This window comes from Streptomyces sp. S186 (assembly GCF_051603415.1).
Taxonomy (GTDB): domain Bacteria; phylum Actinomycetota; class Actinomycetes; order Streptomycetales; family Streptomycetaceae; genus Streptomyces.
In genome coordinates, this window is the sequence record NZ_CP193932.1 from 3,426,062 (window position 1) to 3,446,847 (window position 20,786).

Below are 20,786 nucleotides of genomic sequence, written 5' to 3' on the forward strand. Positions count from 1 at the left end.
AAGGCGAACCCCTACGGCGGGAAAGCCGACAACGTGGGGATCAGCGCCGCGACGCGCCCAGCACCGCCCCCGCGCTGGCCACCACCACCAGCCCGATCGCCAGCCACTCGACCCACCCCAGCGCCTGCCCCAGCACCAGGAATCCGGCCGTGGCCGCCGCGGCCGGCTCCAGGCTCATCATCACCGCGAACCCGGACGCGGGCAGCTTCCGCAGCGCCAGCAGCTCCAGCGTGTACGGCATGACCGACGACAGCAGCGCCACGGCCGCCCCCAGCCCCACCGTCACCGGGTCCAGCAGCGCCGCCCCGGCGCTCGCGACCCCGAGCGGCAGACTCAGCACCGCCGCCACCGTCATCGCCAGCGCCAACCCGTCCGCCTGCGGAAACCGCTGCCCGGTGCGCGCCGACAGCAGGATGTACGCGGCCCACAACCCACCGGCGGCCAGCGCGAAACCGGCCCCGGTGAGATTCAGCCCGTCGAGCCCTGCACGCCCCAGCAGCACCACACCGCCCAGCGCCAGCACCGCCCACACCACGCTCAGCAGCCGCCGCGACGTCACCACGGAGAGGATCAGCGGGCCGAGGAACTCCAGGGTGACCGCGGCCCCGAGCGGAATCCGGTCCAGCGCCTGGTAGAAAAGCGAGTTCATCGCGACCAGCGCGACACCGAAGGCGACGACCGTCGCCCAGTCACCCCGCGTGTGGCCCCGCACCTTCGGCCGGCAGGCGACGAGCAACACCAGCGCCGCCACGACCAGCCGCAAGGTGACGACACCCAGCGCACCGGCCCGCGGGAACAGCAGCACCGCCACCGACGCCCCGAACTGCAGCGAGACGATCCCGCCGATGACCAGCCCCACCGACACCAGCCGGCCCCGCGCCCGCGCCGCGCCCATATCGCCCACCCCATGGGCCGCGGCCACCGCCTCGGCCGACCGCACCTCGGGCGAGGGCGGCACGGACTGCGGTATCGGGGCATCGGCTGACCCGGCGGAAGGCTCACCGGAAGCAGAAGGAACAACGGAATCAGAAGGATCAACGGAAGCGGAAGGCGACTTTGCGGACGACCCGAACGGCGCGGAGGAAGCATTCACGTCCCCACGCTACGACCCGCGTTCGCGCACGTGAAATGCCGTTTCGCCGGTTGTTATGCTCCGCACGCATGAGCATCGAGCTGCGCCATCTCCGCTGCTTCCTCGCCATCGCCGACACCCTCAGCGTGACCCGCGCCGCCGAACGCCTGCACCTCACCCAGCCCGCCGTCTCCCGCACGCTCCGCCGGCTGGAGGAGACGCTGGGCGTCCGCCTCGTCGAGCGCACCACCCACCACCTCGCCCTCACCCCGGACGGCCTCGCCTTCCGCGACCGGGCGGCGCTCGCCGTCTCCGCCTTCGACCGCGCCCTCGCCTACGGCCGCCGCACCGGCTGGCCGCTCCGCCTGGGCCACGCCTGGTCGGCGGCGGGCGCGGACACCACCACCCTGCTGCGCCGCTGGCACGAGGAGCACCCGGAGACGCCCCTGGAACTCCTCCGGATCGACGACCGCACCGCCGGCCTCGCCCGCGGCGACGTGGACGCGGCCCTGCTCCGGGGCGAGGTCACCACCCCCGGCCTGCGCACCGAGCAGCTGACGACCGAGCCCCGGGTGGCCGGCCTCCCCGTCGACGATCCCCTGGCCGCCCGCCCCACCCTCTCCCTGGCCGATCTCGCCTCCCGCACCCTCGCCCTCAACACGGTCTCCGGGATCACCACCCTCGACCTCTGGCCGCCCGGCGCCCGCCCCTCCTCCACGATCACCATCGGCAACACCGACGACTGGATCGCCGCCATCACCGGCGGCCGGGCGGTGGGCGTCACCACCTCCGCCACCGCCGGTATGCACCCGCACCCGGCGATGGCGTACGTGCCGCTGACCGACGCCCCGCCCGTCCCCGTCGTGATCGCCTGGCACGACGGCCCGGGCCACCCCCGCATCCCGGACCTGGTCACCCTGGCGCACGAGGTCATGAGCCAGGCATGAGCGTGAGCCAGGCATGAGGCAGCCATAGCTACGTCACGCGTCCCGGGCCGCCGCAGGTTCAGGCTCGGTCTCGGGCCCCGGCTTCTCCTGCCGCCCCTGCGCGTTCTCGGTGCGCTGAGCAGAGTCGCCCCATCGAGCAGAGTCGGGCGACCGAGCGGAATTGCGCGACAGAGCAGAGTTACGCGACCGAGCGGAACTTCGCGACAACCACCCCTGGAGCAGCGGCAGCAGCAGCACCATGAGGAACAGCCGCAGCGTCTGCACACTGGAGATCAGCCCCATGTGCGCATCGCTGGTCGACGCGCTGGCGAGGACCGCGTTGATACCGCCGGGCGTCGTCGCGAGGTAGGCGTCGGCCCGGCTCACCCCCAGCAACGGGGCCAGCCCGACGGCGATCCCCCCGATGACACCGCAGAGCAGCAGGATGGCGCCCAGCACCAGCGGGATCATGCGCCGCACCGCGTGTACGGTCTCGCGGTCGAAGCGCAGACCCACCTCCAACCCGACGAGTACCAGCAGCGTCTCCTTGAACAGGCCCGCCGGCGAATAGCCGTGCGTCAGACCGAGCGCCGTAACGGCCGCGGAGAGCAGCATGGGCCCCAGGAGAGCCGCACTGGGCAGCCTGATGCGCCGGGCCAGACGCAGGCCGACTGCGGCCAGGACGAGGGTGATGGACAACCCGGCCAGCTGATCGCCCCGGGGCACCAGGACCCAGGACCATCCGGCGGTGGCGCTCGCACCACCGCCGTCCTCCGCGCCGCCGGCCGCGGGGTCGGCGATGAGCATGGCCACCAGCGGCGCGGCGGCCGAAATCACGGCGACACGGGTGTACTGCATAAACGCCACGACCCGGGAATCCGCGCCCATGTCCTTCGCGCACGACGTCACGGCGACCGACCCTCCGGCGATCATTCCGAGCGTCGCGGTGAGCCGGTCCATGCGGCCGGTCCGCGCGATCATGACGGCAATTCCGACACTGAGGACGGTCGTCACCAGCGTGAGCATCGTCAGCGGAAGCATGGCGCCGGCCACGTCGCGCAGGACCGAGATCTGGAGATAGGCGCCGATCATGACGCCGATGAGGGCTTGCACGCCCTGGTCGACGGTCTTCGAGAGATGGTGCTGCCGTCTGCCCCGCAAGGCGATCACGGCCCCGACCAGCAGCCCGAGGAGGAGTTGGGGCGACGGGGCGCCCAGGGGCTCCAGGACCGCCGAGACGGCAAGGATTCCCACCGTCACGCACCCGATTCCCATGGGGCCGTCGAGTGCATTCCGGACCCGGCTCAGAAACCGCTCAGCTACGCGCATTAGACCATCTCCGACATTCGGCGTAAGCCAGTGGCCATCATGAACGTCTAGAGGTTTCCAATAGGTGAATCCGCCTTTTCGTTCCCATGAATGAGCTTTCCGCGAGAGACGCGAACGAGCGACGTGAAATAGCCGCGCGCAAGCCGGCCGAGCCGGTGAAACGCGCTCCAGTGACGAGCCGGCCGCGTACGGTAGCCGGGCGCCGACCCCTCACCCCTCCCCCGATCCCTCCCCCAGCCCCTCCGCCAGCACCTCTGCCAGATGCCGGCCCCGGCGCTCTCCCAGCTGGGCGAGTTGGGTCCGGCACGAGAAGCCGTCCGCGAGGATCTCGGCGTCCGGCCCCGCGGCCCTTACGGCGGGGAGGAGTTGTTCCTCGGCGCAGGCCACCGAGACGTCGTAGTGGCCGCGTTCGAAGCCGAAGTTGCCGGCCAGGCCGCAGCAGCCACCGCTCAACGTCCCGGTCAGGCCGGCGCGTTCGCGGAGCCGGCGGTCGGCGGCGTCGCCGAGGACAGCGTGCTGGTGGCAGTGGGTCTGGCCGGCGACCGGACGGTCGATGCGGGGCGGGGCCCAGTCGGGGGCCAGTTCCTCCAGTACCTCGGCGAAGGTGCGGACGGCGGCGGCGAGCCGGGCGGCCCGGGGGTCGTCGGCGAGCAGCTCCGGCAGGTCCGTACGGAGCGCCGCGGCGCAGCTCGGTTCGAGGACGACCAGGGGGCGGCCGGGGCGCACCAGGGGGCCGAGCACCTCCACCGTCCGGCGCATAACGGCCCGGGCCCGGGTGAGCTGGCCGGTGGAGACGTAGGTCAGGCCGCAGCAGAGGCCGGGGCGGTGGAGGCGGGACAGCGGGAGCGAGGGGCGGGCCGCCGGCAGGGGCGCGGTGGGCGGGAGCAGGGGGCGTAGGCCGGCGGCCTCCAGGACGCGGACGGCGGCGCGGCCCACCTCCGGGGAGAGGTAGTTGGTGAACGTGTCGGGCCAGAGGACGACCGTGCGGCCGGACGCCGGCGCACCCGCCGCGGCACGCCTGCGCCACCACCACCGGCGGAAGCTCTCCCCCGCGAGCGCCGGGATCTCCCGCTCCGGGGCGATGCCGGCGAGCCGCTTGGCGGCCGCGGCCAGCGGGGTGCGGGCGAGGGCGTTGAGCACCGGTGCGGCGGGGGCGGCGGCGCGCAGCCACTGGGGCAGGCGCCCCATGGTGTAGTGGGCGGCGGGGCGGATCCGGCCCGCGTAGTGGTGGTGCAGGAACTCCGCCTTGTAGGTGGCCATGTCGACGCCCACGGGGCAGTCGCTGCGGCAGCCCTTGCAGGACAGGCAGAGGTCGAGGGCGTCGCGCACCTCCGGGGAGCGCCAGCCGTCGGTGACCACCTCGCCGGCCAGCATCTCGTGCAGCAGCCGGGCGCGGCCGCGGGTGGAGTGCTGCTCCTCGCCGGTGGCCCGGAAGGACGGGCACATGACGTCCGCCGATCCCGAACCGAGCTTCTCCGTACGGCACTTGGCGACGCCGACGCAGCGGCGGACGGCGGCGGAGAAGTCGCCGTCGTCGTGCGGATAGCCGAACTCCACCGGGACCGGGCGCTTCGGCAGCGGGGCGAAGCGGAGGTTGTCGTCGAGGCGGTCGGGGCGGACCAGCATGCCGGGATTGAGGCCCGCGGCCGGATCCCAGAGGTCCTTGAACCGGCCGAAGAGGCCGACCAGTTCGTCGCCGTACATCGCCGGGAGGAGTTCGGCGCGGGCCTGGCCGTCGCCGTGCTCACCGGAGAGCGAGCCGCCGTGCGCCACCACCAGGGCGGCGAGGTCGGTGGAGAACTCCCGGAAGCGGCGGACGCCGGGCGGCGTGAGCAGGTCGAAGTCGATCCGGACGTGGATGCAGCCGTCGCCGAAGTGGCCGTAGGGGGTGCCGCGCAGGCCGTGCTGGGCGAGGAGTGACCGGAAGTCCCTGAGATAAGGACCCAGTTGGGCGGGCGGCACGGCGCAGTCCTCCCAGCCGGGCCACGCCTCGCTGCCGTCCAGCAGACGGGTCGCGGTGCCGGAGGCGTCCTCGCGGATGCGCCACAGGGCGCGCTGGCCGGCCGGGTCGGTGACGAGGGTGTGGCCGGTGGCGCCGTCGGCCCGCGCCGCGCGGCACAGCGCCTCGGCCCGGGCGACGGCTTCGGCGCGGCTCGCCCCGCCGGTCTCGACGAACAGCCAGGCGCCGCCGTCCGGCAGCCCGGCGGCGCCCTTGCCGACGAGATCGGCGGCCATGCCCTCGACGGTCAGCGGATGATGCGGGAGAAGGGTGTGCGCGGCCTCGGCGGCGGCGCTCTCGTCGGGGTAGGCGAGGACGGCCAGCGCGCGGGCCGCGGGGGCCTCGACGAGCCGGACGGCGGCCTCGGTGACGACACCGAGGGTGCCCTCGCTGCCGGTGAGGGCGCGGGCCAGGTCGGTGCCGGCCTCGGGGAGCAGGGCGTCCAGGGCGTAGCCGGAGATGCGGCGCGGGAGGCCGGCCGGATAGCCGGTGCGCAGCAGCGCCAACTCCCCGTCCACCAGGGCCTTGACGCCGTCGCGCAGGCGCGGCGGGAGGCCGGTGGGGCGGCCTTCGGGGTCGGTGCCGCGGCCGGCCCGGACCGCCTCGCCGCCGTAGGTGAGCACCTCCAGGGTGCGGACGTTGTCGGCGGTGGTGCCCCAGGCCACGGAGTGGGAGCCGCAGGAGTTGTTGCCGATCATGCCGCCGAGGGTGCAGCGGCTGTGGGTGGAGGGGTCGGGGCCGAAGGTCAGGCCGTGCGGGGCGGCCGCGGCCCGGAGGTCGTCGAGGATGACGCCGGGCTGGACGACGGCGGTGCGGGCCTCGGGGTCCAGCGCGACGATCCGGCGCATATGGCGGGTGAAGTCCAGGACGACGCCGATGCCGGTGGCCTGCCCGGCGATGCTGGTGCCGGCGCCGCGCGGCACCACCGGGACGCCGCGGGCACGGCAGATCCGCAGCGCCGCGGCGACGTCCTCGGCGTCCCGGGGTGCCACCACCACCTCCGGGACCCGCCGGTAGTTGGACGCGTCCATCGTCATCAGGGCGCGGTCCGCGGCGGCGGCCGAGACCTCGCCCCGTATGGCCGTGGCCAGCTCGCGCGCCAGGTCCCGGCGGGCGGTCGCCGCCCGGTCCGCCGCCCTCCCGACCGTGCCGGGTCCGCTCGTGCCGGGTCCGCTCGTACCCGATCCGTCGTCGTTCCGCTCGTCCGTCTTGCCTGTCCTGTCTGTCTTGCTCGTCTCCCTGCGATCAGCCATGTACCCAGAGTGCCCGGAAAGGGCGGGGGCCGATCAAGGGCTGTGGATAACTGCGTCGCCGCCCCTAGCATGGAACGCATGAGCGACGACGCATCCGGTGGCACGTCCCACCACACGGTCCACCACAGCTCCCACCACTCGTCGGACGATTACTCCCCCTGGCAGCCGCACCATTCGTCCGGCCACCCGTCGTCGCTGGACACGTTGCGCCGCGCGGCCCGCTGGGAGACCCTCGCCATCCTCGTGGCACTGGTCGTCCTGGCGGCCGTCTTCAGCTAGCCGGGCCGGCACCGGCGTCAGCCAGCCGGGCGCGCGCCGGCCCACGGGAGGAAGCGGCGGACCCGTCTCACACTCCGTACGGATGGAAGCGGAACACGTTCTCCGGGTCGTGGGCGGCCTTGAGGTACGCCAGCCGGGACCGGGCCGCCGTGCCGTGGGTGCTGCGGGCCACCTCGGCCGCGTCCGCCCGCCCCCGCTGCTCGCCGAGGAGGAAGTTGACGCTGCGGCCGAGCCGCCAGGGCTCCACGGCCGCCAGCACCTCGGCGTGTACGGCCCGCACGGTCGCCAGGTCGCCCTCGGGGTCGGCGTCGCCCAGCGGGGAGAGCACCCGCAGCGCGAACCGGGCCTCCCGATGGCCCACCGCACCGGCCCCACCGCCGCCCACCGGGCCGGTCGCCAGCGCGCCGCCCAGGTGGTTCAGCTGCGCCACCACCATCACCGGGGCGGCCGGCCCGGCCAGCTTCGCCACCCGGTGCAGCGCCGCCGCGTCGAGGTCGCCGAGCAGCACGTTGTCGCCGTTGTAGGCGTGCGGGTCGCTGGGGTCGCGGTGGACGCTGTGCGACTCCTCGTAGGGCATCTCGCGCAGGTCGTCGGCGACCGCCGGGCCGACCGCGCGCAGCGGCGCCACCAGGCGCTCGCCGTCCTCGGCGGTGCCGGTGAACGCGATCCGGATCTGGAGGAGGTGGCGGCCGCGCAGCGGGGCCGGCAGCTGCGGCAGGTCGGGGTAGACGATCAGGCCGAGCGAGGAGGTCAGGGTGTCCGGGACGGTCTCGGTCCAGCGCAGGTACGCGGCCAGCGCGGCGTCGATCTGCTCGGCGCCGAAGACGAGTTGACCACCGTAGAGCCGCGCCACCGGCACCAGCCCGAACTCCATGCCGGTGACCACCCCGAGGCCGTGCCCGCCGCCGAGCAGCCCCCAGAAGAGGTCGGGTTCGGTCTCGGCGGTCACCCGTACCCGGCGCGCGTCCGCCGTGACCAGGTCGATCGCCCGGACATGGTCGGCGGCGAAGCCATAGGTGCGGGCCAGCACCCCGACGCCGCCGCCGAGGGTGTACGAGACCACGCCGACGCCGGGCGAGGAGCCGTTGAGCGGGGCGAGCCCGTACGGCGCGGCGGCCTCGACGACCTGGCCCCAGACGACGCCCGCGGCGACCCGCGCGGTGCCGGCCGCGGGGTCCACGGTGACGTCGGTCATCCGCCGGGTGCTGATGAGCAGCCCGCCGTCGGTGGCGGTGGACAGCCCGTGCCCGGTGGCCTGGACGGCGACCGGCAGCCGCTGGGCGCGGGCGAAGCCGACCGCGGCGGCCACGTCGGCGGCGTCCACCGCGCCGACGATGACAGCGGGGCGGTGCCGGTAGCCGGCCTGGAATCCGGAGCGCTCGGCGTCGTATCCCTCGTCACCGGGGCGGAAGACTGGGCCACGGACCTGCCGTACGAGGTCGGCGACGGTGTCCGGGGCGGGCCGACCAGGCCGGGCGGGCCGGGCGGACACGGTGGTCGGTCGGTGCGGGGCGGTGGCGAGTGCGTCGGTCGTCGTCATGCGCCGCACTCTCCGGCAATAACCTGACACCCGCCGTCATATTTAGAACGCGGCCTTAGAACGCGGCTTTAGAACGCGGCTTTAGAACGCGGCCGAATACTCAGAACTCAGAACGCAGCCGAAGAGCGGGACACCACCCGGCGGCATACCACCCGACGGGATATAACCCGGGGGTGAAGGCCGACCGACTGCTCTCGATCCTGCTCCTCCTCCAGACCCGCGGCCGGGTACCGGCGAGCGAACTGGCCGCCCGCCTGGAGGTCTCCACCCGCACCGTCTACCGCGACATCGAGGCGCTGTCGGCATCCGGGGTACCGGTCTACGCCGAGCGCGGCCGGCACGGCGGGATCGCGCTGCTGCCCGGCTACCGCACCGACGTCACCGGGCTGACCACCGACGAGGCCCGGGCGCTGTTCGTGCTGGCGGCGCAGGGCGCACACCACGCGCTCGGCCTCGACGAGGCGCTGGGCTCGGCGCTGCGCAAGGTGATGGCGGCGCTGCCCGCTCCGCACCGCCCGGCCGCCGAACTCGTCGGCCGCCGCGTCCTGGTGGACCCCGACCGCTGGCTGAGCGGGCCCCGCCCGGCGGTGGACCTGGACGAGCTGCAGACCGCCGTCTTCACCGACCGGCGGCTGCGCATCCGTTACCGCCACAGCGGCGAGCCCCGCCCGCGCACGTACACCGTCGATCCGTACGGGCTGGTCGCCAAGGCCGGCACCTGGTACCTGGTCGCCGACCGGCGCGGCCGGCCGCAGCTGTTCCGGGCCGACCGGGTGGCCTCGGCGACCGTCACCGACGCCCCGGTGCGGCGGCGGCCGGGCGCCGAACTGGCGGACGTCTGGGCGCACTTGCGGCAGCAGGTGGAGGAGCGGCCGGCGCCTGTACGGGTGACCGCCCGGATCCGCCGGGAGCGACTGGACATGGCGGTACGGATCCTGGGCCCCATGCTGACCGCGCCGCCTCGGACGCAGGCCGACGGGGAACTCCGGGCGGAAGAACCGGACGACAGGGCGGACGACTGGGCCATCCTGGAACTCGGATACCCCGTCCTCTCCGCCGTCCGCCAGCTGCTCCAGTTCGGCGACTCCCTGGAGGTCCTGGACCCTCCCGAGGCACGCCGCGTCCTGGCCGACGCCGCGGCCGCGCTCACGCACCTCTACGCGGCAGACCGCCCTTGAGGCGTGCCCAACGGGCCGGCTGCGCCCACGACATCCCGCGCACCCGCGACACCCCGCGTCCACACTCCGCGCCCACACCCACGTCCACACTCCGACCAGCCGTCATCTCACCCGCTGGACGCGCCACCCGGCCCCCGCGCGACCCCTTAGGCTGCCCCCGTGGCTGATATCGAGATCCCCGCTGACATCAAGCCCGCCGACGGACGCTTCGGCGCGGGCCCCTCCAAGGTGCGTACGGAGGCGCTCGACGCGCTGGCCGCCACCGGCTCCTCGCTGCTCGGCACCTCGCACCGCCAGGCCCCGGTCAAGAACCTGGTCGGCAAGGTGCGGCAGGGCGTGCGCGACCTCTTCCAGCTCCCCGAGGGCTACGAGGTCATCCTGGGCAACGGCGGTTCCACCGCGTTCTGGGACATCGCGACGCACGGCCTGATCGAGAACAAGTCGCAGCACCTCTCCTTCGGCGAGTTCTCCTCGAAGTTCGCCAAGGCCGCCAAGCTGGCCCCCTGGCTCGCCGAGCCCACCGTCATCGCCAGCGACCCGGGCACCCACCCGGAGCCGGTCGCCGAGGCGGGCGTGGACGTCTACGCCTTCACCCACAACGAGACCTCGACCGGTGTCGCGGCCCCGATCCGGCGGGTGGCCGGCGCCGACGAGGGCGCGCTGGTGCTGGTCGACGCGACCTCCGGCGCCGGCGGCCTCCCGGTGGACATCTCCCAGACCGATGTCTACTACTTCGCGCCGCAGAAGTCCTTCGCCTCGGACGGCGGCCTCTGGCTCGGCGTCTTCTCCCCGGCCGCCCTGGAGCGCGCCCGCGCGATCCACGCCTCCGGCCGCCACGTCCCGGAGTTCTTCTCGCTGCCCACCGCGATCGACAACTCCCTGAAGAACCAGACGTACAACACCCCCTCCCTCGCCACCCTCTTCCTGCTCAACGAGCAGCTGGAGTGGATCAACGGCCAGGGCGGCCTGGACTGGTCGGTCCGCCGTACCGCCACCTCCTCGCGCACCCTCTACGGCTGGGCCGAGGACTCCAAGCACGCCACCCCCTTCGTCACCGACCCGGCAAAGCGCTCGCAGGTCATCGGCACGATCGACTTCAACGACGACATCGCCGCGCCGACGATCGCCAAGACGCTGCGCGCCAACGGCATCGTCGACACCGAGCCGTACCGCAAGCTCGGCCGCAACCAGCTGCGGATCGCAATGTTCCCGGCCATCGACCCGGCGGACGTCGAGGCCCTGACGGCCTGCATCGACTACGTCATCGACCGCCTCTGACCACACCCTCTGACGCCACCACCGCACCAACACGGACGGACCCCGGCAAACACGGCGCACAGCGCCCCGCCGGGGCCCGTCCGCATGCCGGCACGGTCCGGATGTGCCTCCATAGAGGCATGAAGACCTCCCCCAGCCCCGGGCTCGCCCCCTTTGAGCGGCAGACGACGATCCTGCTGACCACGTACAAGAGGGACGGCACCGGGGTCGGTACCCCGGTCAATGTGGCGGTGGACGGCGATCGCGCCTACTTCCGGACCGTCGGCGGGGCCGGCAAGGTCAAGCGGATCCGGAACTTCCCCGAGGTGGAGTTCTGCGCGTCGACGTGGCGCGGGCGGCCGATCGGACCGGCCGTGCGGGCCCGGGCCCGGCTGCTCGGTCCGGACACCCGCGAATTCCGGCGCGCCGAGCGGTCGTTGACCCGCAAGTACCCGCTGATCCACGGTCTGGTGGCGCCGCTCGTCCACCGGCTGCGCGGGGAGCGGACGCTCCACTACGAGCTGCGGCTGATCGAGGACGCGCCCCCACCCGGCTAGGACGTAGCCCGGCGGCGTGGCCAGCGTCACGTACCCGGCGGTAGCGTTCTCGGTCATCATGGCCGGATGAGGATCATGTGCGTCGGGGACTCGATGACGATCGGCAGCTCCGGCGACTTCACGTGGCGCTACCGGATGTGGCAGCACCTCGCGGCCACGTACCCCGGCCCCTTCGCTCTCGTCGGCCCGCGCACCGGCCTCCACGACCCGGCCACCGGCGCCGCGGACTCCGCCGCCTACGCCGACCCGGCCTTCCCCGAGAAGGCCCGCCGCCACCTGGCCGGCTGGGGCGAGGGCTGGCTGCACATGGCGCCGGTGATCGAGGACGCGGTCCGCGCGCACCGGGCCGACACCCTGCTGGTCTCGCTGGGCCTGATAGACCTCGGCTTCTACACCGACCCCGAGCAGACGGCGGAGAACGTCCGGCGCTTCGTGGCCGGCGCGCGGGCCGCCCGGCCGCGGGTCAGGGCGGTGCTGATGCCCGTGATACCCAACGTACGGGCCCTGGGGGACCCGGAGTTCGGCGCCCAGTGCACCCGCCTCAACGAGCTGCTGGCCAAGGCGGTGGCCGACCTCTCCACGCCCGCCTCGCCGCTGCTGCTGGCCTCCGAGCCGGCCGGCTGGCACCTCGACCGGGCGACCTACGACGGCACCCACCCCTCGCCGCTCGGCGAGCACCTGCTGGCCGGGGCGTTCGCCGACGCACTGCACCAGGCGTGGGACGTCGGCGGCCCGTACGCGCCCTGACCCCCTGTCCCCTTGCTTCGAGCGCGCTCCAGCGGCTTGGGTGAACGGCCATGGAGTACACGCAGCTGGGACGCACCGGACTCAAGGTCAGCCGCATCGTCCTCGGAACGATGAACTTCGGGCCGCACACCGACGAGGCCGGCAGCCACCGCATCATGGACGCCGCGCTGGACGCGGGCGTCAACTTCCTCGACACCGCCAACGTCTACGGGTTCGGCGAGAACAAGGGCCGCACGGAGGAGATCATCGGCTCGTGGTTCGCCAAGGGAGGCGCGCGGCGGGACAAGACCGTGCTGGCCACCAAGGTGTACGCGAACATGTCGCCGGCCGGCCCGCCGGCCTGGCCCAATCACGACAAGCTCTCCGCGCTCAACATCCGGCGCGCGGTGGACGCCAGTCTCCGGCGGCTGGGCACCGACCACATCGATCTCTACCAGTTCCACCACGTCGACCGGGACACCCCCTGGGACGAGATCTGGCAGGCCGTCGACGTCCTCGTCCAGCAGGGGAAGATCCTCTACGCGGGGTCGTCCAACCACGCCGGCTGGCATATCGCCCGGGCCAACGAGGCGGCCGCGCGCCGCGGTTCGTACGGCCTGGTGAGCGAGCAGTGCCTCTACAACCTCTTCGAGCGGCGGGCCGAGATGGAGGTCATCCCGGCCGCCCGGGGCTACGGACTGGGCGTGATCCCCTGGTCGCCGCTGCATGCCGGGCTGCTGGGCGGGGTGCTCCGCAAGCAGCGGGAGGGCACCGGGTCGGCCCGCTCGGCCTCGGGCCGGACCGCGGACGCGCTGGCCAGGCCGGCGGTCCGGGCGCAGATCCAGTCCTACGAGGACCTGGTCGGCGAACACGGCCTGGAGCCGGGCGAGGTGGCGCTGGCGTGGCTGCTCACCCGGCCCGGGGTGACCGGGCCGATCGTGGGCCCGCGCACCGCCGAACAGCTCGCCTCCGCGGTGCGCGCGGTCGGGCTGGAACTGCCGGCGGAGCTGCTGGCGGGCCTGGACGCGGTCTTCCCGGGGCCGGGGCCGTCGCCGGAGGCGTTCGCCTGGTGAGGCGGGCGGCCGGCGTCAGCGCAGCGCCGCCGCCACGACGACGACGATCAGCAGCACGGCGAGCAGCCCGGACATGATCCGGTTACGGGTCTTGGGATCCACCCTTTGAGCGTAACCGGGGCGGAACCGGGCGCCGCACCGGCCCGGCCCGCCACGGCGCCCGGGGCCGGGCCCGGCTCAGCCGCCCAGCGGCCACCGGGCGACCGGCTCGTAGTGCGGCTGGGCGCCGGGGACGCCGGGCGCCGGCGGGTGGCTGCGCATCAGCGCCATCTCCTGGACCGTCCAGGGGCTGCCGGCGAAGTCGGCGAGGGCCGCCGCGTACGGGACGAGGTCGAGGTGGCCGGTGCGGCTCCGGGCGAGGGTGAGGTGCGGGGTGTACGGGCGGTGCTCGCCCATCCGCAGGCCCGTCCGGCGGCCGGCCGCCTCGGCGGCGTCCGCGAGGTGCCGCATCGCGGGCCGGTCGCCGTCCGCGCCGGCCCACACCACCCGGTCGCCGAACCGCCCGCCGCCGGCGATCCGCAGCTCGTACGGCGCGTGCCGGCCGGCGGCCCGGGCCAGCCGCTCGTGGAGTTCGGGCAGGTACGCGTCGGGCACCTCGCCGTAGAAGGCGAGGGTGAAGTGCCAGCCGTCGTGGCCGGTCCAGCGCAGCCGGTCGGCGTCCGGCAGCCGCTTCAAGTGGCCCACCACCGAGGCGAGTTGGCCGAGGGCACGGTCCGGGGGCAGCACGGCGGCGAAGAGTCTCATGGGGCCAGTGTTGCCCCCGCCTCGCCACCGTGCCCGCCGAACGGCCCGGCGCGCCGCGCTACGCCGCGGCCGCCAGTTTCTGCTCCGGGGCCTCGTCGCCCACCCCGGCGGAGCCCATGCGCGGCACGAACGCCACGTGCTGGTGGCCGCGCCGCAGGTCGATCTTGAGGCGGAGTCCGCCGGCCCGGGCCAGGGCCAGGCCGACCAGGGCCGCGGCCGCCATGGAGACCACGCCGCCGGCGAGGAAGCCGAACCGCGGGCCGTAGGTGTCGGTGACCCAGCCGACCAGCGGCGCGCCCAGCGGCGTACCGCCCATGAAGACCATCATGAACAGGCTCATCACCCGGCCGCGCATCGCCGGGTCGGTGGCCATCTGGACGCTGGAGTTGGCGGTGACGTTGATCGTCAGGCCGACCAGGCCGATCGGGGCGAGCAGTGCCGCGAAGACCCAGAAGCCGGGCGCCAGCGCCGCGACGCACTCCAGCAGGCCGAAGACCAGCGCCGCGCCGACCAGCGTCCGCAGCCGGGAGCCGGAGCGGCGGGCCGCGAGCAGCGCGCCGATCAGCGAACCGGCCGCCATCAGGCCGTTGAACAGCGCGTAGGTCCCGGCGCCGGCGTGGAAGACCTTGTAGGTGAAGGCGGTCAGCCAGATCGGGAAGTTGAAGCCGAAGGTGCCGATGAAGCCGACCAGGACGATGGGCCAGATCAGTTCGGGGTGCCGGCGGACGTAGGCCAGGCCCTCCCGCAGCTGGCCCTTGCTGCGCGGGACGGGGTCCGCCTTGTGGAGCTCGGCGGTGCGCATCATCAGCAGGCCGGTGAGCGGGGCGAGGAACGACAGGCCGTTGAAGAGGAACGCCCAGCCGCTGCCGAAGGCGGTGATCAGCACGCCGGCGACGGCCGGGCCGATCAGCCGGGCGGACTGGAAGTTGGCGGAGTTCAGGCTGACGGCGTTGCGCAGGTCCCGCCGGCCGACCATCTCGGAGACGAACGCCTGCCGGGCCGGGTTGTCGACGACGGTGACCAGGCCGAGCAGGAAGGCGCCGGCGTAGACGTGCCAGACCTGGACCTGGCCGCTGAGGGTGAGCCCGGCCAGCGCCAGGCCGGTCAGGCCCATCGCGGACTGGGTGCACAGCAGCAGCTTGCGCTTGGCGAAGCGGTCGGTGAGCACGCCGCCGTAGAGGCCGAGGAGGAGCATCGGCAGGAACTGCAGCGCGGTGGTGATGCCGACCGCGCCGGACGAGCCGGTGAGGCTGAGCACCAGCCAGTCCTGGGCGATGCGCTGCATCCAGGTGCCGGTGTTGGAGACCACCTGGCCGGTGGCGAAGAGGCGGTAGTTGCGTATCCGGAGCGAGCTGAACATGCCCGTGCGTGCGGGGGCGGCGGGTCCGGTGTCGCGGGTGGGGGTGTCGTCGGGGTTCGGTGCGGGGGCGGAGTGTGCTCCGGTTCCCGTACTCAAAGTGGGTTCGCCTCCTTCAAGGCCCTGCGGCTACAGCTGTGCGAGTTTCTCCAGCACGGGTGCGGCGTCGCGCACCTTGGCCCACTCGTCCGCGTCCAGCCCGGAGGCCAGCTCGGCGAGCCAGGCGTTGCGCTTGCGGCGGCTCTCCTCGAGCATCGCCTCGGCCTGTTCGGTCTGGGTGACCACCTTCTGGCGGCGGTCGTCGGGGTGCGCCTCCATCCGGACCAGCCCCTTGGCCTCCAGCATCGCCACGATCCGGGTCATGGACGGCGGCTGCACGTGCTCCTTGCGGGCCAGCTCGCCGGGGGTGGCGCGGCCGCACCGGGCGAGGGTGCCGAGCACCGACATCTCGGTGGGGCTGAGCGACTCGTCGACCCGCTGGTGCTTCAGTCGGCGCGCGAGCCGCATCACGGCGGACCGCAGGGAATTCACGGCGTCAGCGTCGGCGCCGTTGGACAGTTCCGGCATGGTCTTTAGCATAGCTCATTAGCCTCTCTAAGGAAAGTGCCGGTCAGCTCCCTCGCGAGGAGGAACCAGACCTCACCCATACGAGTGAGGACGTCGCCAAAAGCGACACACCTGACCACGCCGTGCGGGGACCGTGTCGGCATGGGATCGGGAGTGCTCAGCCTGCGCATGGACGGGGAGCTGCTGGAGCGCCTTCGGCAGCATGCCGCAAAACGCGGAATGAGCGTCCAGGACTATGTCGTCCGGACGCTCATTCGCGAGGATTTCGATGAACGGCTGTCGAGCGCGGTCGACGCGACCGAGCAGCTGCACGGCTGGGGCCCGGCGCCCAGACCCTCGTAGGAGGCGCCGGGTTTCCGCCTACCTGACCCCGAGCAGCTGCTCGATCGGGTTGAGCAGGAAGTAGACGAGGAAGCAGACCCCGACCGCGTCCAGCAGCCAGGGGATCTCCTTGAAGCGGCCGGTCGCCGTCCGCAGCAGGATGAAGGCGAGTACGCCGATGCCGATGCCGTTGGTGATGCTGTAGGTGAACGGCATCGAGGCGATGGTCAGGAACGCCGGGACGGCGATGGTGAAGTCGCTCCAGTCGATGTCCCGGACGTTCGAGGCCATGATCAGGAAGCCGACGACCAGCAGCGCGGGCGTGGCGGCCTGCGAGGGGACGACGGTGGCCAGCGGCGTGAAGATCAGCGCGAGCAGGAACAGCCCGCCGGTGACGAGGTTCGCCAGGCCCGTGCGGGCGCCCTCGCCGACGCCGGCGGTGGACTCCACGAAGCAGGTGTTGGCCGAGGCCGAGCCGAAGCCGCCGCCGGCCACCGCGATGCCGTCCACCATCAGGATCCGGCCCATGTTGGGCAGGTTGCCGGTCCTGTTGTCCAGCAGCCCGGCCTCCTCGCCGACGCCGATGATGGTGCCCATCGCGTCGAAGAAGCCGGACAGCAGGACGGTGAAGACGAACAGGCAGCCGGTCAGCACGCCGACTTCCCGGAAGCCGCCGAAGAGGCTGATGTGCCCGATGAGTCCGAAGTCGGGCGCGCCGACGATCCGGTCCGGGACGTTGGGGACGGCCAGCCCCCAGGCCGCGTCCGGGATGGTCGCCACCGCGTTGATGACGATCGCGACGACGGCCATGGTGACCATGCCGATCAGGATCGCGCCCTTGGTCTTCCGCACGGTCAGCACGAACATCAGCGCCAGGCCGAGCACGAACACCAGCACCGGCCAGCCCTTGAGCTGACCGCCCTGGCCCAGGCTCAGCGGGACGGTGGTGTGCGCGGCGTCCGGGTTGCGGCTGACGAAGCCGGCGTCCACCAGGCCGACCAGCGAGATGAACAGGCCGATGCCGATCGCGATGGCCCGCCGCAGCCCGCCCGGGATGGCGTCCATCACCCGCTGCCGGAGCCCGGAGGCGACGAGGATCATCAGCACCAGACCGGCGAGCACCACCATGCCCATCGCGTCCGGCCAGCTCATCTTGGGCGCGAGCTGGAGGGAGACCACGGCGTTGATGCCGAGGCCGGCCGCGATGGCGATCGGGACGTTGCCCATCACGCCCATCAGGACGGTGCCCAGACCGGCCATCAGGGCGGTGGCGGTGACCAGCTGGCCGTTGTCGAGGTGGTGGCCGTATTTGTCGACGCCGGCGCCGAGGATGATCGGGTTCAGCACGATGATGTAGGCCATCGCGAAGAACGTGGCCAGTCCGCCGCGCAGTTCGCGGCCGACCGTCGACCCCCGCTCGGAGATCTTGAAGAAGCGGTCGAGGCCGTTCTTGGGCGGCTGGGGGCCGGGACTCTTCACGGCGTCGACCGTGGGGGTCGAGGGCGACATGCAAGACCTCAGTCGTACGGGCCGGGGCAGGCGCGAGGGCCTCGGGGCGCCGTCCGGCGGATCAGACAGGGTCGTGATCCACCGGACGCACCCCGAGGGGACGCGCACAGGCGGCGGGAGAGCAACCAATGAACCGGAACAGTCTGAAGGGATCGGATTGGAGGAAGCAACGATCCGAACCAGTCAGTTCCGGAAAGGTTCAGTATGAATAAACAATTCGTTGATCGCTATCTCCGCGCGTAGACCCGCCGCCCGGAGCCCGTACGCACGCCCACTCGTACGGCCCCGGACCGGCGCCGCCCCCGGCCCCGTAAGCTGATCCCCATGTGGTGGAAGAAGTCCGAACTGCGCGAGGCCCCGGCGCCCCTCGAAGGTCCCGTCGTCGGCACGATCACCGGCGGCACCGTCATCTGGTTCGTGCTCTTCCTCGCCCAGCTGCCCTTCTACGGCTGGTACGCCGACCACGGCCACACCTGGTTCCTGTGGACGTGCCTGACCGGCGGCGGGCTCGGCCTGGTGGGCGTCTGGTACGTGCGCAGGCGGGACGCGGCAATCAAGCGGGCGGCGGCCACCGGCGGGTGAAGCGGGCAATCCGCCCGTAACGTCTAGGGCATGACGGACCCGGCGCAGACCGAAGTCGAGCAACCGGAGCCCGGCGGCGGCCGGCCCGCCGACCGAAGCGGCCGGGAGGCGGCGCGGCACGGACTGACCACCGCCGAGGTCGCCGAACGGGTGGCCAGGGGCGACGTCAACGACGTCCCGGTGCGCTCCTCCCGTTCGACCGCGGACATCATCCGCGGCAACGTCTTCACCCGCTTCAACGCCATCATCGGCGTCCTCTTCGTCATCATCCTGATCGTCGGCCCGCTCCAGGACGGCCTGTTCGGCTTCGTCATCATCGCCAACACCGGCATCGGGATCCTCCAGGAACTGCGCGCCAAGAAGACCCTGGACAGCCTGGCCCTGATCGGCGAGGCCCGGCCGACCGTCCGCCGCGACGGAACCGCCGTGGAGCTGACCACCTCCGAGGTGGTCCTCGACGACGTCATCGAACTCGGCCCGGGCGGCAAGGTGATCGTCGACGGCGAGGTGCTGGAGAGCGACGGCCTGGAGATCGACGAGTCGCTGCTGACCGGCGAGGCGGACCCGGTGGTGAAGAAGCCGGGCGACGCGGTGATGTCCGGCAGCTTCGTCGTCGCCGGCGGCGGCGCGTTCACCGCGACCAAGGTGGGCCGGGCGGCGTACGCGGCGCAGCTCGCCGAGGAAGCCAGCCGGTTCACCCTGGTCCACTCCGAACTGCGCACCGGCATCAGCCGGATCCTCAAGTACGTGACGTGGATGATGGTCCCGACCGCGCTCGGCCTGATCCTCAGCCATCTGCTGACCCTGGGGCTGCCGGGCGACGCCGCGGTCCGCCGGATGGTCGCCGGGATCGTCCCGATGATCCCCGAGGGGCTGGTGCTGCTGACCTCGGTCGCCTTCGCGATCGGCGTGGTCCGCCTCGGCCGCCGGCAGTGCCTGGTGCAGGAGTTGCCAGCCATCGAGGGCCTGGCCCGGGTGGACGTGGTCTGCCTGGACAAGACCGGCACGCTCACCGAGGGCGGCATGGACGTCGGCGAGGTGCGGCCGCTGGACGGCCAGGACCCCGGCCGCGTCCGGCAGGTGCTCGGTGCCTTCGGCGCGTCCGACCCGCGCCCCAACGCCTCCCTCCAGGCAGTCGTCGACGCCTGCCCGGCCCCCGACTCCTGGCGGTGCACCGCCACCCTCCCCTTCTCCTCCGCCCGCAAGTACAGCGGCGCCGCCTTCGAGGAGCCCGGCGGGGAGCGCTCCGCCTGGCTGCTCGGCGCGCCGGACGTGCTGCTGCCCGCCGGCGACCCGCTGCTGCCGGAGATCGACCGGCTCAACGCCCAGGGCCTGCGCGTCCTGCTGCTGGCCCGCGCCGCCCGCCCGCTGGACCATCCCGACGTCGCCCGCGAAGGGCGGCCGACCGCCCTGGTCGTCCTGGAACAGCGGCTGCGCCCGGACGCCCCCGACACCCTGCGCTACTTCGCCGAGCAGGGCGTCCAGGCCAAGGTGATCTCCGGCGACAACGCGGTGTCGGTGGGGGCGGTCGCCGGCAAACTGGGGCTGCCCGGCGCCGACGCGCCCGTGGACGCCCGGCAGCTGCCGCACGACGACCCGGAGGCGATGGCGAAGGCCCTGGAGGAGGGCGCCGTCTTCGGCCGGGTCACGCCGCAGCAGAAGCGGGACATGGTCGGCGCGCTGCAGTCCCGCGGCCACCATGTGGCGATGACCGGCGACGGCGTCAACGACGTGCTGGCCCTCAAGGACGCCGACATCGGCGTCGCCATGGGCGCCGGCTCCGAGGCGACCCGGGCGGTGGCCCAGATCGTGCTGCTGAACAACAGCTTCGCCACCCTGCCGTCGGTGGTCGCCGAGGGCCGCCGCGTCATCGGCAACATCACCCGGGTCGCCACCCTCTTCCTCACCAAGACCGTCTACTCGGTGCTGCTGGCGATCCTGGTGGCCTGCTGCCAGATCCCGTACCCGTACCTGCCGCGGCACCTCACCCTGCTGTCGACGCTGACCATCGGCGTCCCCGCCTTCTTCCTGGCGCTGGCGCCCAACAAGGAGCGCGCCCGCCCGCACTTCGTCCGCCGGGTGATGCGCTACGCCATTCCCTCCGGCCTGATCACCGGCGTCGCGGCCTTCGCCACCTACCTGCTGGCCCGCGTCCACTACACCGGCCCGGACGCCCTCGCCGCCCAGACCAGCGCCGCCACCCTGACCCTCTTCCTCACCGCCCTGTACGTGCTGGCGATCATCGCCCGCCCGTACACCTGGTGGCGGATCGGGCTGGTGCTGCTGATGGGGCTGTGCTTCCTCATCGTCCTCGCGACGCCGTGGCTTCAGCACTTCTTCGAGCTGCGGCTGGTGGGGACGACGATGCCGTGGGCGGCGGTGGCGATCGCCGCGGTGGCGGCGCTGCTGCTGGAGGCCGCCTGGCGGTGGGTGGGGCGGCGCTTCCCGGCGTGAGCCCGGGGCACCCGTACGGCGACGGCCGCCGGACACACCGTCCGACGGCCGCCGCGCCGCTCC

18 protein-coding genes are annotated in these 20,786 nt (G+C 73.1%); 10 read left to right on the plus strand and 8 right to left on the minus strand.

Going from position 1 to position 20,786, the window contains the following annotated elements:
- Positions 1-40: 40 nt before the first annotated feature.
- Entirely contained in the window at positions 41-895 is an 855-nt protein-coding gene (locus tag ACRAS8_RS14320) for an EamA family transporter (protein WP_438490482.1), read from the minus strand.
- Positions 896-1,161: 266 nt separating this feature from the next.
- Between ACRAS8_RS14320 and ACRAS8_RS14325 the strand changes: the two genes are divergently transcribed.
- On the plus strand, positions 1,162-2,019 hold the full coding sequence (locus ACRAS8_RS14325) for a LysR family transcriptional regulator (RefSeq protein WP_438486442.1): 858 nt from the start codon (positions 1,162-1,164) through the stop codon (positions 2,017-2,019).
- A 33-nt stretch (positions 2,020-2,052) separates the two neighbouring features.
- On the opposite strand, the gene ACRAS8_RS14330 is transcribed toward ACRAS8_RS14325, so the two are convergent.
- On the minus strand, positions 2,053-3,258 hold the full coding sequence (locus ACRAS8_RS14330) for an AbrB family transcriptional regulator (protein WP_438486443.1): 1,206 nt from the start codon (positions 3,256-3,258) through the stop codon (positions 2,053-2,055).
- Between the two features lie 279 nt (positions 3,259-3,537).
- Positions 3,538-6,579, minus strand: a complete 3,042-nt coding sequence (locus tag ACRAS8_RS14335; protein ID WP_438486444.1) for an FAD-binding and (Fe-S)-binding domain-containing protein — start codon at positions 6,577-6,579, stop codon at positions 3,538-3,540.
- A gap of 78 nt (positions 6,580-6,657) precedes the next feature.
- Between ACRAS8_RS14335 and ACRAS8_RS14340 the strand changes: the two genes are divergently transcribed.
- Positions 6,658-6,858, plus strand: coding sequence for a hypothetical protein (locus ACRAS8_RS14340; RefSeq protein WP_438486445.1), 201 nt, complete (start codon positions 6,658-6,660; stop codon positions 6,856-6,858).
- 67 nt (positions 6,859-6,925) lie between these two features.
- Here the strand turns inward: ACRAS8_RS14340 and ACRAS8_RS14345 are convergent, their stop codons facing one another.
- Positions 6,926-8,398, minus strand: coding sequence for an FAD-binding oxidoreductase (locus ACRAS8_RS14345; protein ID WP_438486446.1), 1,473 nt, complete (start codon positions 8,396-8,398; stop codon positions 6,926-6,928).
- A 173-nt stretch (positions 8,399-8,571) separates the two neighbouring features.
- On the opposite strand from ACRAS8_RS14345, the gene ACRAS8_RS14350 reads away from it, so the two are divergent.
- The 5 genes from ACRAS8_RS14350 (at position 8,572) to ACRAS8_RS14370 (ending at position 13,189) form a co-directional block, all read left to right on the plus strand.
- Positions 8,572-9,576 carry a helix-turn-helix transcriptional regulator gene (locus ACRAS8_RS14350; protein ID WP_438486447.1) on the plus strand — a complete coding sequence of 335 codons (1,005 nt, stop codon included), beginning with the start codon at positions 8,572-8,574 and terminating at the stop codon, positions 9,574-9,576.
- Positions 9,577-9,735: 159 nt separating this feature from the next.
- Positions 9,736-10,854: a phosphoserine transaminase gene (serC, locus tag ACRAS8_RS14355; protein WP_438486448.1), complete on the plus strand. Its 1,119-nt coding sequence runs from the start codon at positions 9,736-9,738 to the stop codon at positions 10,852-10,854.
- A gap of 119 nt (positions 10,855-10,973) precedes the next feature.
- Positions 10,974-11,390 carry a PPOX class F420-dependent oxidoreductase gene (locus ACRAS8_RS14360; RefSeq protein ID WP_438486449.1) on the plus strand — a complete coding sequence of 139 codons (417 nt, stop codon included), beginning with the start codon at positions 10,974-10,976 and terminating at the stop codon, positions 11,388-11,390.
- Between the two features lie 75 nt (positions 11,391-11,465).
- Positions 11,466-12,137 (plus strand): GDSL-type esterase/lipase family protein, encoded by a 672-nt coding sequence (locus tag ACRAS8_RS14365; protein WP_438490483.1) that lies wholly within the window; start codon positions 11,466-11,468, stop codon positions 12,135-12,137.
- A gap of 50 nt (positions 12,138-12,187) precedes the next feature.
- Positions 12,188-13,189 carry an aldo/keto reductase gene (locus ACRAS8_RS14370; protein WP_438486450.1) on the plus strand — a complete coding sequence of 334 codons (1,002 nt, stop codon included), beginning with the start codon at positions 12,188-12,190 and terminating at the stop codon, positions 13,187-13,189.
- Between the two features lie 177 nt (positions 13,190-13,366).
- On the opposite strand, the gene thpR is transcribed toward ACRAS8_RS14370, so the two are convergent.
- From thpR to ACRAS8_RS14385, 3 genes are read right to left on the minus strand one after another with little or no spacing between them, the layout of a single operon-like run.
- On the minus strand, positions 13,367-13,933 hold the full coding sequence (gene thpR / locus ACRAS8_RS14375; RefSeq protein ID WP_438486451.1) for an RNA 2',3'-cyclic phosphodiesterase: 567 nt from the start codon (positions 13,931-13,933) through the stop codon (positions 13,367-13,369).
- Positions 13,934-13,991: 58 nt separating this feature from the next.
- Entirely contained in the window at positions 13,992-15,389 is a 1,398-nt protein-coding gene (locus ACRAS8_RS14380) for an MFS transporter (RefSeq protein ID WP_438486452.1), read from the minus strand.
- Positions 15,390-15,419: 30 nt separating this feature from the next.
- Complete coding sequence (locus ACRAS8_RS14385; RefSeq protein WP_438486453.1) at positions 15,420-15,857, minus strand: MarR family winged helix-turn-helix transcriptional regulator; 438 nt, start codon at positions 15,855-15,857, stop codon at positions 15,420-15,422.
- Between the two features lie 141 nt (positions 15,858-15,998).
- Between ACRAS8_RS14385 and ACRAS8_RS14390 the strand changes: the two genes are divergently transcribed.
- Entirely contained in the window at positions 15,999-16,199 is a 201-nt protein-coding gene (locus ACRAS8_RS14390) for a hypothetical protein (RefSeq protein WP_438486454.1), read from the plus strand.
- Between the two features lie 18 nt (positions 16,200-16,217).
- Here the strand turns inward: ACRAS8_RS14390 and ACRAS8_RS14395 are convergent, their stop codons facing one another.
- Positions 16,218-17,687: an NCS2 family permease gene (locus tag ACRAS8_RS14395; RefSeq protein ID WP_438486455.1), complete on the minus strand. Its 1,470-nt coding sequence runs from the start codon at positions 17,685-17,687 to the stop codon at positions 16,218-16,220.
- Between the two features lie 324 nt (positions 17,688-18,011).
- Here ACRAS8_RS14395 and ACRAS8_RS14400 point away from each other — a divergent pair, with 324 nt between their 5' ends.
- Both ACRAS8_RS14400 and ACRAS8_RS14405 read left to right on the plus strand, forming a co-directional pair.
- Positions 18,012-18,269 carry a DUF2530 domain-containing protein gene (locus ACRAS8_RS14400; protein WP_438486456.1) on the plus strand — a complete coding sequence of 86 codons (258 nt, stop codon included), beginning with the start codon at positions 18,012-18,014 and terminating at the stop codon, positions 18,267-18,269.
- Between the two features lie 30 nt (positions 18,270-18,299).
- On the plus strand, positions 18,300-20,723 hold the full coding sequence (locus ACRAS8_RS14405) for an HAD-IC family P-type ATPase (RefSeq protein ID WP_438486457.1): 2,424 nt from the start codon (positions 18,300-18,302) through the stop codon (positions 20,721-20,723).
- The last annotated feature ends 63 nt before the right edge of the window (positions 20,724-20,786 follow it).

Excerpts from the sequence above, each read along its gene's own strand:
- ACRAS8_RS14320 (WP_438490482.1), bottom strand. The coding sequence starts at position 895 with ATGGGCGCGGCGCGGGCGCGGGGCCGGCTGGTGTCGGTGGGGCTGGTC.
- ACRAS8_RS14325 (WP_438486442.1), top strand. The coding sequence starts at position 1,162 with ATGAGCATCGAGCTGCGCCATCTCCGCTGCTTCCTCGCCATCGCCGAC.
- ACRAS8_RS14335 (WP_438486444.1), bottom strand. The coding sequence starts at position 6,579 with ATGGCTGATCGCAGGGAGACGAGCAAGACAGACAGGACAGGCAAGACG.
- ACRAS8_RS14340 (WP_438486445.1), top strand. The coding sequence starts at position 6,658 with ATGAGCGACGACGCATCCGGTGGCACGTCCCACCACACGGTCCACCAC.
- ACRAS8_RS14345 (WP_438486446.1), bottom strand. The coding sequence starts at position 8,398 with ATGACGACGACCGACGCACTCGCCACCGCCCCGCACCGACCGACCACC.
- ACRAS8_RS14360 (WP_438486449.1), top strand. The coding sequence starts at position 10,974 with ATGAAGACCTCCCCCAGCCCCGGGCTCGCCCCCTTTGAGCGGCAGACG.
- ACRAS8_RS14365 (WP_438490483.1), top strand. The coding sequence starts at position 11,466 with ATGTGCGTCGGGGACTCGATGACGATCGGCAGCTCCGGCGACTTCACG.
- ACRAS8_RS14370 (WP_438486450.1), top strand. The coding sequence starts at position 12,188 with ATGGAGTACACGCAGCTGGGACGCACCGGACTCAAGGTCAGCCGCATC.
- thpR (WP_438486451.1), bottom strand. The coding sequence starts at position 13,933 with ATGAGACTCTTCGCCGCCGTGCTGCCCCCGGACCGTGCCCTCGGCCAA.
- ACRAS8_RS14385 (WP_438486453.1), bottom strand. The coding sequence starts at position 15,857 with ATGCCGGAACTGTCCAACGGCGCCGACGCTGACGCCGTGAATTCCCTG.
- ACRAS8_RS14390 (WP_438486454.1), top strand. The coding sequence starts at position 15,999 with ATGGGATCGGGAGTGCTCAGCCTGCGCATGGACGGGGAGCTGCTGGAG.
- ACRAS8_RS14395 (WP_438486455.1), bottom strand. The coding sequence starts at position 17,687 with ATGTCGCCCTCGACCCCCACGGTCGACGCCGTGAAGAGTCCCGGCCCC.
- ACRAS8_RS14400 (WP_438486456.1), top strand. The coding sequence starts at position 18,012 with ATGTGGTGGAAGAAGTCCGAACTGCGCGAGGCCCCGGCGCCCCTCGAA.
- ACRAS8_RS14405 (WP_438486457.1), top strand. The coding sequence starts at position 18,300 with ATGACGGACCCGGCGCAGACCGAAGTCGAGCAACCGGAGCCCGGCGGC.